This window comes from Paenibacillus sp. GCM10012306 (assembly GCF_042649265.1).
Lineage (GTDB): Bacteria > Bacillota > Bacilli > Paenibacillales > Paenibacillaceae > Paenibacillus_AQ.
Genome location: NZ_JBHRYW010000004.1, coordinates 337,809 through 351,726, shown reverse-complemented (window position 1 = coordinate 351,726; position 13,918 = coordinate 337,809). Strand labels below are relative to the sequence as shown.

General features: G+C 51.3%; 12 protein-coding genes. All 12 read right to left on the bottom strand.

Annotated features, from left to right (window positions below):
- Positions 1 to 3: 3 nt before the first annotated feature.
- On the bottom strand, positions 4 to 1,071 hold the full coding sequence (gene prfA / locus ACFORK_RS12330) for a peptide chain release factor 1 (RefSeq protein ID WP_379199176.1): 1,068 nt from the start codon (positions 1,069 to 1,071) through the stop codon (positions 4 to 6).
- 228 nt (positions 1,072 to 1,299) lie between these two features.
- Positions 1,300 to 2,400: a redox-regulated ATPase YchF gene (gene ychF / locus ACFORK_RS12325; RefSeq protein ID WP_379199174.1), complete on the bottom strand. Its 1,101-nt coding sequence runs from the start codon at positions 2,398 to 2,400 to the stop codon at positions 1,300 to 1,302.
- A 129-nt stretch (positions 2,401 to 2,529) separates the two neighbouring features.
- The gene (locus ACFORK_RS12320; RefSeq protein WP_379199172.1) at positions 2,530 to 3,864 is read right to left on the bottom strand and encodes a S41 family peptidase; all 1,335 of its coding nucleotides are present in this window, start codon (positions 3,862 to 3,864) and stop codon (positions 2,530 to 2,532) included.
- A 200-nt stretch (positions 3,865 to 4,064) separates the two neighbouring features.
- Positions 4,065 to 4,556 carry a GNAT family N-acetyltransferase gene (locus ACFORK_RS12315; protein WP_246316935.1) on the bottom strand — a complete coding sequence of 164 codons (492 nt, stop codon included), beginning with the start codon at positions 4,554 to 4,556 and terminating at the stop codon, positions 4,065 to 4,067.
- A gap of 40 nt (positions 4,557 to 4,596) precedes the next feature.
- Positions 4,597 to 5,733 (bottom strand): type 2 isopentenyl-diphosphate Delta-isomerase, encoded by a 1,137-nt coding sequence (fni, locus tag ACFORK_RS12310; RefSeq protein WP_379199169.1) that lies wholly within the window; start codon positions 5,731 to 5,733, stop codon positions 4,597 to 4,599.
- 146 nt (positions 5,734 to 5,879) lie between these two features.
- Positions 5,880 to 7,355 (bottom strand): phytoene desaturase family protein, encoded by a 1,476-nt coding sequence (locus ACFORK_RS12305; RefSeq protein WP_379199168.1) that lies wholly within the window; start codon positions 7,353 to 7,355, stop codon positions 5,880 to 5,882.
- On the bottom strand, positions 7,352 to 8,503 hold the full coding sequence (locus tag ACFORK_RS12300) for a glycosyltransferase family 2 protein (RefSeq protein WP_379199166.1): 1,152 nt from the start codon (positions 8,501 to 8,503) through the stop codon (positions 7,352 to 7,354). The genes ACFORK_RS12305 and ACFORK_RS12300 overlap by 4 nt, the downstream gene beginning before the upstream one ends.
- Entirely contained in the window at positions 8,500 to 9,240 is a 741-nt protein-coding gene (locus ACFORK_RS12295) for a lysophospholipid acyltransferase family protein (RefSeq protein WP_379199163.1), read from the bottom strand. Before ACFORK_RS12295 ends, ACFORK_RS12300 begins: the two co-directional genes overlap by 4 nt.
- Positions 9,209 to 9,829: a carotenoid biosynthesis protein gene (locus ACFORK_RS12290; RefSeq protein ID WP_379199159.1), complete on the bottom strand. Its 621-nt coding sequence runs from the start codon at positions 9,827 to 9,829 to the stop codon at positions 9,209 to 9,211. Before ACFORK_RS12290 ends, ACFORK_RS12295 begins: the two co-directional genes overlap by 32 nt.
- A 149-nt stretch (positions 9,830 to 9,978) precedes the next feature.
- Entirely contained in the window at positions 9,979 to 10,854 is an 876-nt protein-coding gene (locus tag ACFORK_RS12285; RefSeq protein ID WP_379199157.1) for a phytoene/squalene synthase family protein, read from the bottom strand.
- Positions 10,851 to 12,314 (bottom strand): phytoene desaturase family protein, encoded by a 1,464-nt coding sequence (locus ACFORK_RS12280; RefSeq protein WP_379199155.1) that lies wholly within the window; start codon positions 12,312 to 12,314, stop codon positions 10,851 to 10,853. Before ACFORK_RS12280 ends, ACFORK_RS12285 begins: the two co-directional genes overlap by 4 nt.
- Positions 12,311 to 13,861, bottom strand: coding sequence for a phytoene desaturase family protein (locus tag ACFORK_RS12275; protein WP_379199153.1), 1,551 nt, complete (start codon positions 13,859 to 13,861; stop codon positions 12,311 to 12,313). Before ACFORK_RS12275 ends, ACFORK_RS12280 begins: the two co-directional genes overlap by 4 nt.
- Between the last annotated feature and the right edge of the window lie 57 nt (positions 13,862 to 13,918).

Sequence of the window (13,918 nt, the reverse complement as noted above, 5' to 3'; positions counted from 1 at the left end):
GCATTATTCTCCTTTTTCCATCAATTCTGTCTGTTCTGCCAGCGACAGTGCCGAGATGATGTCTGTGATCTCCCCGTTCATGACTTGCTCCAAACGGTGCAGCGTCAAGCCGATCCGGTGATCAGTAACCCGGCTTTGCGGGAAGTTGTACGTACGAATCCGCTCACTGCGGTCGCCGGTACCAACTTTACTTTTGCGCTCCCCAGCATACTTCGCTTCTTCTTCCTGACGCTTCATGTCAGAGATACGAGCACGAAGAACCTGTAGCGCCTTCTCCTTATTGGAGTTCTGCGATTTACCGTCCTGACAGGTAGCCACGATGCCTGTAGGCACGTGAGTCACGCGCACTGCAGACTTCGTTGTATTAACGGACTGACCGCCTGCTCCACTGGAACAGAAGGTGTCCACACGGATGTCCTTGTCATGGATTTCAATTTCAAAATCCTCAGCTTCCGGCATTACGGCCACCGTCGAAGTAGACGTATGAATACGTCCTCCGGATTCTGTGGTTGGAATACGCTGTACGCGGTGTGCGCCACTTTCGTATTTCATTTTGCTGTAAGCACCCCGGCCGTTAATTAGGAAGATAACTTCCTTGAATCCGCCAAGGTCGTTCGCGCTAACATCCATCAGTTCAATACGCCAGCCTTGTGCATCAGCATAACGCGTGTACATACGGTAAAGGTCAGACGCAAACAGCGCCGCTTCATCTCCGCCGGCAGCGCCGCGGATTTCCACGATTACGTTCTTATCATCATTAGGATCTTTAGGCAGCAACAGAATACGGATTTTCTCCTCCAGATCACTCTGGCGCGAGGATAGGTCATCGATCTCCATCTTGACCATTTCCTTCATCTCATCGTCCAGCTTCTCAGCCTGCATCATTCTCGCGGCTTCCAGCTCTTCCATTACATTTTTATATTCAGCATAGGCCTCATAAGCGGGCTGCAGATCAGATTGTTCTTTGGAATAATCCCTCAGTTTCTTACTGTCGTTTGCAACATCCGGATCACAAAGCAGTTCACTGAGTTTCTCATAGCGGTCCGCCAAGGATTGCAATCGGTCCAACAAGGGAATTCACCTCTCCTGATTCAAAGTTCAATATCTTTTAAGCGAAATAAATGTCGGTAAACTAAAGATATACACGACTTTATATTATACCACCGTTCCTCGCAATTGGCTACACTTCACTTCGCTGGGAATCGGCATGATCACAGGATATTTTCTATATAAAAAGGGGACAGCCAGGAAAACCACTACCTCCAAGCTGTCCTTTATTATAAATAGGCCTTTGCTTCCTTATACGTTGAAGCGGAAGTGCATAACGTCCCCATCCTGCACCAGATATTCCTTACCTTCTAGACGAAGCTGTCCGCGTTCCTTAGCACCGTTCATCGATCCGGCAGCTACGAGATCATCATAAGCTACAACCTCGGCACGAATAAAGCCGCGTTCGAAGTCTGTGTGGATTACTCCTGCTGCGCCAGGCGCTTTAGTTCCCTTACGGATAGTCCAAGCACGAACCTCCTGAACGCCCGCTGTGAAGTACGTGTACAGACCCAGCAAACGGTAAGCGGCTTTGATCAGACGGTTCAGCCCGGATTCTTCCAGACCTAGCTCCTCTAGGAACATCGCCTTGTCCTCGCCTTCGAGCTCGGCAATTTCCGCTTCCACCTTAGCACTGATCGGCACAACCTCCGCATTCTCGGAAGCAGCAAAATCACGCACCTGCTGTACGTATGGATTGCTATCCGCACTCGCTACTTCTTCTTCACTGACATTGGCCGCATATAATACCGGCTTCTGTGTCAACAGGTGAAGGTCGCGGATAATCAGACGCTCGTCCTCAGTCAATTCTACGCTGCGGACAGGCTTATCGTCATACAGGGCTTCCTTGATACGCTCCAGCAGTTCAACTTCCTGCACAACTTTCTTGTCTCCGCCCTTAAGGTTCTTGCGTGCACGCTCGATACGCTTATCCACGCTCTCCAGATCGGCAAGAATCAGCTCCAGATTAATGGTCTGAATATCGCTGATCGGATTCACCTTGCCGTCGACATGCGTAACGTTCTCATCTTCAAAGCAGCGTACGACATGAACAATCGCATCCACTTCACGGATGTGAGCCAGGAACTTGTTACCAAGCCCTTCGCCTTTACTCGCACCGCGCACGAGACCTGCAATATCGACAAATTCAAACGCGGTCGGAACCGTTTTGTTCGGCTGAACCAGCTCAGTCAGCTTGTCCAGACGCTCATCCGGGACTTCCACCACGCCAACGTTCGGGTCAATGGTACAGAATGGGTAGTTCGCGGATTCTGCACCCGCTTGTGTGATCGCATTAAACAATGTGGATTTCCCTACGTTAGGAAGCCCGACGATTCCTGCTTTCAAAGCCATTTATATGACAACTCCTATTTTCAGTTGATTTTGGAACAGATCTCCGATAAGTCGTACGATCTAAACCATTATATATTAGAACAAATGGTCCAGCAACACTGGATCTCAAGGGAAAGAGCGTTTGATCATTCAACTGGAGGCCGCAAGCTCCAAGGCCTTCTTAATCGCAGGTTGTTTCAGCAACGGTTTGGACGTATCCGGGTCGACCTCTACATCCGGTGTAGTCTTCACTTCCTCGTTGCAGCTGCCATCCGAACTAAGACCCATTTGAAAGGAGAATCTGAACACAAATCCGCTGTTCGGCAGAGCTACCAATAGAGGGTCTATTCCGAGCCCGTCTCCGCCCGTTCTACCGCCAATAATCGTAGCAAAGTCGGTTCCTTTGGCGAATGCCGCAAAGCCTTCCGAAGCAGAAAATACAAAGTTGTCCACAAGCAAATAAATATCCCCTTTAAAACCAACAGGATTCACTGGCTCAAAAACATTTGTTTCTTTCGTATAGGATTTGAACAGAGTAGTAGCTTCAGGCGGCAGAGCGGGCAGATGTTCATTCTCAATATTAGCGATGGGTTCCAACGACAATATTCCCCGAGCATTTAAAAATTCGTCAGCAAAAGTTCCGCCTCTATACAAATAGTACGTATTGTAGGTAATAGGTTCTTGGATAAGCAAAGGTACTATGTAATTGCTCCAGTAACTGCTGTTGCCTCCCCCATTACCTCTGATATCTATAATCAAGCTATCGTAGTCTTTTACCTGTGTCAAAAAGTTACGGATCTCGGTAGCATCACACTTCATGAACTTGGTGTCAAAACTGCGGATTCCCAAGTAAGCAGCTTCATTCTCCTGGATCATTAGTTTTTTTATATTGCCTGTCCCACAGCCGTTTGCTCCGCTTTGATCAGTAGCGTTGTTGACACTATCACCTTGTTCGTTAGAGCGTTGCTGCTCAGCTGCAGGAGACTGCCCATAGCGGGACAGAACTTTCGGCTGCTTTAGCACCTCGGCCCAAGGACCGCTACCGTAAATTTGAGGAGAAGTATAAATGCTAAACAGTTGATTGTAAAATGCTCGATCCAGCAGCCCAGTGTGTCCGTTATTCAGCTGCATAAGGGTGATATTCATTTCTTTATAGAACTCCTCATCCGTTGCGGTTGCCTCGATCTGACTCCGGTATTTGTCCTTATCAGCCAACCAATCCTTACCATGCAGCCTTTTGTTCACCTCAAAGAAAGGGTAGTTCTCCTCCATAATGGTCCACATGTATTCAAAATCCTCCAGCTTTTCCTTCATAGTCAAAGAGATTGCTGAATGGGGAGACGTAGCTGAAGTTAGAGTTTGCATATTCTTGGTCGTGGCAGGGACTGTAGCTCTGTTGGAGGTGAAATTGCCACCTCTGCTGCAGCCAACGAGAGTCAGGGCTGTCATAACTATAAAGATCACCCATTTGATAAATGATTTCAATATTGGTCTCCCCTTTCTGCAATAAATTGCTGGACCTGCCGTTTGAACTCGCTATTCATATCATATTTTCCTTTTAGTGCTAATTCAAAGATATATCTCACACTTACATTCCTTCTCTCTCCAACGCAAAAAAGACCTCTCCCGAGGTCTTATCTGATCAGCATAACACATCATGCTTCATTTATGGATTGGCCGCGTAATTATGAACGGTCCTCTTCTAACTTCAGTTCTTTGGACATGGAGATATCCGTAATGATGTATCCCATTTTCTTGTACAGTTCAAACGCCCGAGTATTCTGGCCGAAGACATGCAGACCGATCTTGGTGACTCCCATCTTGCTTGCTTCTTCATCCAGTGCCTGCATAGTCAGTTTGCCGTAGCCTTTGCCCTGATAGGGCTCAAAGATGTAAATATCATAGATGAAGGCTTCCCGCCCGCCGCGACCTTCGGTCACATTGAACCAGATATACCCGATTGACTCCTCAACGTCCTCATGCACTACCGAATAAAGATATGCACCTTCTGTATGTAGTCCGCTTGGCAGAAAGCGGGTGATCGCTTCCTGTGACAGCTTAAGGGCATTATCCGGGTCCCAAGCTCCTGATTTCACCTTCTCAGCAGCATATTCCCTGGTAGATTGGCTTAAAAAGAATTGAAAGGTCGACTCGTCCATTTGAAGAAGTTTGATCATATCATTATTCCTTCCCAAAATCAGTATTCTTGGTCACAGCCTATTTTCTCAGCAAGCGGGGCGTACTTCGTAGCTTGTGTAGATCAGGTGCGCCAATACCGAACATTGCAGTGCGCAGCTCCAGCTCCACCTGAGCCAGTGCATTGTCCAGCACGGTCTCCGACTCTACAGCAGGGCCAAGCAGGTTGCGGCCAAAGCCTGCTAGATCAGCGCCCAGCGCCAGCGCCTTGGCTGCATCCACACCGTGCCTTAGTCCACCGCTGCCAATCAAGGCGCCTTGGGGAGCGGCAGCCCGGACATCGGCGATACTTTCAGCCGTAGGAATGCCCCAATCGGCAAAAGCTTCCGCCGCGGCCCGCCGCACAGGATCGATGCTACGGAACTTCTCGACCTGACTCCAGGAGGTTCCGCCAGCTCCCGCCACATCGATGAAGGCCGCCCCGGCATTGTACAACCGGACTGCAGTTTCGCCATCGATGCCCCAGCCCACCTCTTTGATGCCAAGCGGTACCCCAAGGTCCCGGCAGAGCCTCTCAATCTTCGGCAGCAGCCCAGCGAACCCGGTGTTTCCTTCCGGCTGGAATACCTCCTGAAGGCCGTTCAAGTGCAATACCAGCCAATCGGCTCCGGCAATCTCCACGGCCCGCCGGCATTCATCCACACCAAACCCGTACGATAACTGCACAGCTCCAATATTAGCAATGACCGGAATGCCAGGTGCCTTGTCCCGTACACGGAAGGTCGACGCCAGCTCGGAACGTTCCACAGCGGCCCGGACCGATCCTACGCCAAGGCACCAGCCACGCCGCTCGGCCGCTTCAGCCAGCCGGTCATTGATGGCGCCGGTAGCAGCGCTGCCCCCGGTCATGGAGCTGATCAGCAGCGGGGTGCGCAGCTTTTTGCCCAGAAATACAGTGTCCAGAGAAATGTCTTCAAAATTAAGCTCGGGAAGGGCATTATGCCGGAAGCGGTAATCATCAAAACCTGTCGTAATTCCATTCCCTCCGACCTCTTCATTGAGGCAAAGGCGTACATGTTCGATTTTACGTTCTCCTGTTGTGGATGACGGCAGCAAAGACTCAGAGGCCCGAGCATTTAATGTCTGCGGCTCTCTTGATCGGTTGTTACCTGACCTGTCATCCCTCCCGGTCGGCATATTCTGTGGTGTATGATTCATTCGGTCTTCCTCCGTTCCCGGCCCTCTATTCTACCTCTGCAGAAGAGTAGCCATCCTCTCCTTAGTCGGTTCATTTTGGCAATATGCTTCATTATAACACAACTTCTCAAAGGAACTTACAATGCCATCCATCTCTCTCTGAAAGCTTAGGTTCTGCTGGCAATGTGTTCGCCCACCAGCCGCCCTGACAGTGAAACTACAGGCGTCCCGCCTCCGGGATGCGTCGTGCCTCCCACATACCATAACCCTTGCACATCCGGGGAACGGTTACCTGGTCTTAGAAAGGTCTGACGTGCGGAATTGGAAGAAATCCCATAAATCGCTCCCCTGTGCGCAAGTGTATCTCTCTCGATATCCTGTGGCGTGTAATGGAGCAATACTTCCGACTGACTCAGACCGGCAATGCCGTGTCCTGCAAGTGTATTGAAGATGCGTTCCCGGTATGACAACGATTCCTCTTCCCAGACACAGGCATCATTCATATAAGGCGCATTGGCCAAGATAAACAGGTTGCTCCCTCCTGCAGGCGCCATCCCCGTCTCCGAATAACCGGAATGGCAGACGTAAACGGCAGGATTCTGCGGTGGACGCTTCTCATCAAAGATCGCCTGAAATTCCAATTCATACTGTTCGGGAAAAAATACTGTATGGTGCCGCAGCACATCGTATTGTCGGGATACCCCGGCAAGTGTCACAAAGCCCGATAGGGATGGCTCGTACCCGGCTATGTTTCGATCGTTCATGTGCGGACGACTGACTTCCGGCAGCAGCAGCCGGTTCATGCTGAGTACATCGCCGCCGACAATAACTGTCGATGCCGGATAAAAGCCGGAAGAAGTCTCAATCCCCTTCACGACTCCGTTCAAGACTGATAAGTCAGTGGCTTCAGTGCCTGTAATGATCTCCACTCCCAACCGCTCGGAAAGAGCAAGAAGTCCTTCTATCAGCTGATAGGTGCCGCCTCGCACGCCATACACGCCCTTCTGCCCCTCCAAATAAGCCAGCATTGCGAAAATTGCAGGAGAACGGTAGGGAGAAGAGCCTACATAAGTAGCATAACGCCCCAACATCGCAAGGGTATGGGGATGGCTGAAATAACGCAACAGCAGCTTCTGCAGCGTGAGGAACGGCTTTACACGCAGCAGACCCTTGATCAGGGAGGGGGACATTTTATCCCGCCAGGAGAGGAGAAGACGGTTCAGAAACTCCTTTTCGCTCAGTCTGAACATAACGGCTGCTTCCTCCAGAAAATCGCTATAGCGTGCGGCATCCCGAGGACTGTATGCAGCAATCTGCGCCTTCATAAACTCGATATCCCTGGAGAAATCCACAACTGTTCCGTCATAAAAAACATTTCGTGTGCGTGGCTCTAATTCATACAGTTGGACGTAGTTTTCCATGTCCACACCTGCCAATTTATATAGGGAGCGGAATACACCTGGCATCGTAATCGTACTTGGCCCCCGGTCAAACGTGTACCCGTCCGATTCAATACGTTGCAGCTTGCCACCAGGCCGATCCTGCCGCTCAAGCACCTTAACTTCCCAACCCTTGGACGCTAACGTTATGGCACATGATAAACCGCCAAAGCCCGCGCCAAGAATGACAGCTTTCCGTTTCATGGATAACGCCTCCCTTTCCATTCATATCCTCGGCCCGGCAAACCTCCCCGCCAAGAGGCGATAGAGATGCCTACCAGACAGAGAATACTCACCGGCATCAGGAGACACAACCAAGACGGCTGCTTGCCGGAGCCATCACTGACTCCCTTGATCGCCATCCCTGTCATCATACCTCCCGCAGACCATAACATTGCCGTTCCGTATCCTTCAGCAATTGCGAAAACAAGCATCACGGGCGGCATTACATATAACAAGATGTAAAATACCAGGATTGCCAGAAGCAGCAATGGGCGACGGCCCAGACCATCATAAATATTTTTGCGATAGCCATTCCAGACCTCCCGGGCATTATGATACATTCGCATGTCGGTGTAATCGGTTATATCCGTCAGCGCGACTGGATTTCCACTTCTCTTAACAGCGCGCGCCAACGCCATGTCATCTACCAGTTCAGTGCGAATTCCAGCGTGGCCCCCGGCGTCAGCATAGGTCTCCCTGTGTATGAGCATGAATCCACCGTGTGCAGCTACAAATCGGGGATCGCCGGATCCCCTGACAAGTGGAAGCGGTAAATGGCAGAGAATGGTGAAGTTCATCAACGGTACTATCAGTCTTTCAAGCCAGCTGACGGTAGTCTGCCGTGGAAACCCAGTGATAAGCCCGCAGCCCTGCCCCCTGGCTGTCGTTAGCGCCGCCATCAGCGCGCCGGGCCGGAGTCTTATATCTGCATCGAGATACAGCAGCCACTCCCCTCGCGCCGCCTCTGCAAGCTGGGCACAGGCATGGGATTTGCCCAGCCATCCTGAAGGGAGCGGTTGTCCGGCCATTACCCTGACCCTGCCCTGACCGGCATCACGCGCGACATCGGCCGTTCCATCAGTAGAACTGTCATCCAGCACTAGAATTTCTGTATCGGGAGGGAGTCCGCAATTGAGAACAGACTCCAGACAAGGCCCGATGTTGGTGGCTTCATCACGGGCCGGGATCAAGATAGACAACTCCAAACCTTGAACCTTGTACTTAGAACGCTGCCGTGACCTAATATTACGTGTCGTAACGCCGAGCTTCGGAAATCGAGAGATGTTCCATACCGCAAAGATACCTTGAAATACCAAGATGGCCATCAGGAGCTGCAGAAACTGAATCATAGCTTGCCCCGCTTCCCCAACACAGCATCGAACCATTCGTTAGTGGACCTTCCACTCTTCATCAGAGGAGCGAACAGCTCTGGCACATGTCCGCCCTGTTCCTGAACCATCCTCCGATGAGCATCAAGCTGCCCCTCCAGCATCCCCTGAAGTTGATCACGGATATCGTCCCGGTGCAGCGCCTTCCAGCTTCGATGCATCGGCTTCCCTACAAGCAGGGTGGCTTCCGGCTTGGAATGCTGGAACAGGCCATGGTACAGTGTGACGGGAACTACAACAGCTTCAGGGCAGAGCCGCAAAAGTAGCCCCACACCGGACTTCAGCATCAGGGGCCGCTGCTCCAACGGTCGAATCTCACCTTCGGGATAGATCCAGACCCTGCCGCCAGCTTGAAGCAGACCCGCTGAGTAACGCATAGATGCGCTAACTTCCCCCGGTCGACTAGCGTCGATGGAATACGCCCCGAGCTTGCGAAAAAAAGCATATTTACGCAGCTGCTTCTCCTCCATCATAAAATAGTGATCGCCGCCCGTTAGCATTCGGGCGGCGTGATAGGCCAGCAGCCCATCCCACCAGGAGCTGTGGTTCATGATATAAAGAAGTGGCTTGCCAGCATAGCCCGGAGGCTCCAACTGACCGGCAGAGCCAAAAAAGCGGAAGTGTCGGCGGATCAGATATAGGGCATTATAGTGATAAAACAGCTGATCAAATCTTTTCTGCTTTGTGGCTTCCAGCATAACGCAGACTCCCTTCCGACAGTAGAATACCAATGACGGCTATCACTGTACAAAGTGGCAATCCTTCTCGTGCCCCTAGCAGTCCGAACATTATAAGAATCGCCTGATACAGCCTCGTACCCAGCCGTGTGGCCTGGAATGTTACAGACTTCTGGGGAAGGATTAGGGATAACATAGCGCCCACCATAAACCATCCTACAAAATTGCTGCCCGGGACACCATAAAATCCACCATCCGCATTCCAATGCCAGAAGCCTCTGGCATGGGCAACAGGATCAAGTACGAGATCCATGAGCACAGCCCAAAAGCCCACCTGATAAGCCCGGACAACAATCAGCCGAACGCCGGACAACCCTAAATCTCGGGTGATCAAGAACGCATTAATAACAACAGCAATCCAGGCAAAACCCAACGTAACAGGTACGCCATACAGTTGCGGACCCAGAATATCGGAATACACATAGCTTCCGAACAACCTTCCGGAATGAACACCGACCCATTCTACAGTCATTCCTCCAGTCCAGATCACAATGAAAGGAAGCCACCCCTTTACAAGCTGTCCTTTGATCGCCGATTGGTCCGACAACATTTTGGGCTTCCCCCGCTTCATAACATGGATAGCATAAAGAGCATAAAAAATAAGGAAGAGAGCATTGGAAAACTGTAATTGCCGCGGGACTTCAAACAGAAGCAATAGCAGCGCACCTACGAAATACCACACCCAGAACAGATAGTGAATCATCGGAATCCTGCCGCCGTTTCCTGTTCTCCCAGTATTAATGCATAACGGGCTAGTGTTCGCTGAAAAATAAGCATTTTGGATTCATCGCTGACATAGGCCCGGCGGCGGAAAACATCGTATCCACCAGCAGCTACACTATCCAAAATTCCGGCATAATAAGCCGCCGCCAATTCCACAGCCAATCCGCTGGCAGGCGGGTAGGTTTCAATATTCTCCAACCCTCTTTGAAACCAGCCGAGCGCCACCTCTCTCAGCTCTTGAAGAACTGCTATAAACCGGTCGTTCACCACACCCTGTGCCAGCTCTTTTTCGCTGTATCTATGTCGTTCCATAACCTCTAGTGGAATATATCGCCGTCTCCGCTCCAGATCTTCGCCTACGTCACGGATAATATTTACGAATTGCATCCCGATCCCCAAAGCGATGCCTGAAGCACGAACCCCATCGCCCCCGTCATCCCGAAGTACGGGCAGAAGCATCTCTCCAACAGTCCCTGCAACCAGATAGCAGTAAGACTCCAATTGCTCCAGCGTGTCATAGTGTGTAAACACCAAATCCTTGAGTTGACCTTCCATTTGCAGCAGAAACGGCTCTTTCTTCAATTGCGGAAAGCTCCGGAACAACCAGCGAATGGCCGGCCAAATGAAATGCCCTTCCGCCTGCTCCAGATGGAGAAAATGCTCACGAAGCTCATGAATACTATAAGGCGATTTGTCCGGCTCATCGACACTGTCGTCTATGAGCCGGCAAAAGGCGTATATGACATGCACCGCTTCCCGGCGTGGGCTAGGAAGTCCGGCAAAGGCCTTGTAAAATGAGGAAGATCCTTGCTTAATCATCTCTTCACATTGCTGCAATACACGTTCAATCATGAGTTCATCTCCTTTAGCAATTCATGAACTGCCAGCTTTGCACCTTGCATGACTATTGGCACGCCACCACCGGGGTGAACGGATGCTCCGGCAGCGTACAAACCCTTAATGGGATAAGGCTGCGATTGTGGACGGAATACACCTGACTGTGATAGTAAGGGCGCGATGCCGAAGCTCCCGCCTCCGTACATGCCCTCTTTCTGTGCATCAGCTGGTGTGCGGACCTTACGCCATACCATGCTGGCTGCAAGCCCGGGAAAACCACGCTTCTCTGCGTCGGCAAGCACTTGAGAGGCCACACGTTCTGCGGCCGTCTCCCAATCCACTCCTGAGGCAGACGGGACAGGCACCAGAAAATACAGCACACTCTCTCCAGGCGGAGCGGCACTTTCATCCAGCGCCACCGGATTAAAAACATAATAAGAAGGATCTCGGGGAATACGCCCATCGTGGAATAACTCCTGTAGACTGGCATTCAGACTATCTGGGAGAAAGAATTGATGCGTCAGCGATTCCTCCCATCGCCTGGAGGCCCCCACGTAGATTAGCAGACAGCCCGAAGAAGGGGTATATGTGGCTGGAGGCCGTTTACGCCGCCGGGCTTTTGGTGGCAGGAGCTCATCCAGGTACGGAAAATCGCCGTTATACAAAACGGCATCATACGACAGTAACTCCCCTTTCACCACTACCCCCTCACAGCGACCCTCTTGAACTGTTAGGGACTCTACCTCGGTATCCAGATGCACACTTACGCCCCGGCGTTCCAGTTCGCGGGCCATTATTCTCGGCAGTTCGCCATAGCCGCCCTTCAGCATCCACACACCGAAGGCATGCTCAGCATAAGGAAGCATCGTGTAGATGCCAGGGGTCTGGAAGGGTGCACCGCCTATATACAAACTTTGCAGAGAATACGCATCCTTCATTTCCTCACTGGAAAAATATTGTCCTACCGTTTCCCTCAAATTCTTATAGGCTCGAAGCCGGGCCATCAGCGCCAGATTCCTGGGACTGAAGAAGGCTCTGTGAGACTTGAAGTTCCGTTCCAGAAAAGAAGACTTGCCCTGCGGATACAAATTGGACATCGTCTGCATGAATCGTATAAATCCCTTGCTTTGGCCAGGAAATGTCCTCTCTATTTCTGCTGCCTGTTCTTCTAATCCGTTAACCTTGGTCAGTACTTGACCGTTCTTAAAATGAATGCGATATAACGGATCACAGCGCAACAGCTCGATGCTCTCCTGCGGAAGGCCCCCCTCCTCCAGAATGCCCAGCAGCATCTCCGGAAGAAGAACAATGGTTGGCCCCCGGTCGATTCGGTACGGACCCTCCTCTTCAAAAACCACCCGTCCGCCGACCTGCGACGCGCGTTCGAATAACGTTACTTCTTCACCACGCTGGCTGAGCAGCAGCGCTGCTGTGAGCCCACCGATTCCGCTGCCAACGATTGCGATCCGGCTCACAGCGAGACCCCCTTTCCGGTAAAGCCTGCCCGAAAGGCTCTACTGCGAACAGTTTCATCGTGTGCCTTGAGTAGCTGTACACTGATCTTGGCCGACTCGAAGATCGTCGGCAAGCCACTCCCGGGATGTGTTCCGCCCCCAACCAGCCAAATCCCCTCAACCTCCTGGAAGGTATTGTGGGGCCGCAGATACATCATCTGCCCAAGGTTATGAGCGAGGTTAAAGGTAGCCCCGTTATAGACATCCAGCTGATTCTGCCAATCCAGCGGAGAGAAGAATAGACTCTCCTCGACACGCTGTGGCAGATCTGCAAGCCCGGGCAGACGCTGCAGGCGATTCATCATCTCTTCCTGTATACGGGCCCCTTCTTGCGCCCAGTCGATATCGGCCGTCAAATTGGGGACCGGCATCAGTACATATAGAGAAGATTTTCCAGCAGGCGCCAGCGTTGGGTCGAGGACGGAGGGATTGTGCACATAAATAGAAGCATCAGCGGATAATACGCCGCGGCGGGTAATGTCCTCGACATTGCGACGGTAATCCTCCGCAAAATGCACAGAGTGATGGCTAAGATCCACCGCCCCGCTCACCCCTAGATATAGCATTGCTGTAGAGCAGGAATAGCGTTTACGGTCAATTTTCTGCGGCGTGTACCTCTTCAATAGGCCTGGCTCAAACAGCTCGGTCATGGCTGTACCGAAATCAGCACCAAGAACAATATAGTCAGCCTCCACCTTCTCCCCGTTCTCCAGCAAGAGCCCGTTTGCACGACCATTCTGCACCAGGATTTGTTTAACCCCGCACGAGGTGTGGACGCTTCCCCCATGTTCGGCAATAACCTCCGACATCGCCTGAAGAACTTTGTTGATCCCGCCTATAGGATGGTAGAGCCCGTAACGGTGCTCCAAATAAGAGAGTATAGTGAACGTCCCTGGACATTCCCAAGGGGACATCCCTAAGTATTTAGCCTGGAACGTAAACGCATAGCGTAAGCGCTCATCTGCAAAATATTTAGAGAGACGATTATATACTGTATCTGTTGCATGCAGCTTTGGCAGTGCACGCAGTACATCTTTTTTGACGTAATCCCTGGGAGATTGAAAGGGCCGCTGCAGCAATGGCATGACCCGTTCAAATTTATCCTCTTCATCAGCCATAAACTGACGATAACCGTTCCCGTTACCCGGAAACAGTCTCTCAATTTCCTCCTCCGTCTGAAGTCCATCAGTTGAAGGTTTAAATACTGTCTCACCAAAATGCAGTGAATAAAGGGGATCTAGCCTCAGTAATGTGACGTAATTCTCCAAGGAGCGGCCAGCTGCGGTGAACAGCTCTTCCAGCAGATGGGGCATCATAAGAAAAGTAGCCCCCCGGTCAAATCGGTAAGCGCCAAGCTGAAGCAGACCCGAACGGCCACCGACTGTATCCCGCTTCTCATAAACCTCTACCCGATATCCTTCTGCAGCCAGTAGCATAGCAGCTGCTAAACCTCCCGGCCCCGCTCCAACAACTGCAACCTTTGCGGCATTCTTTTCTCGCAGCGCCATGATCTCTCCTTTGCACCCCTTTTTTTTCGTGTAAACCTTATACAAATAACCTTATAC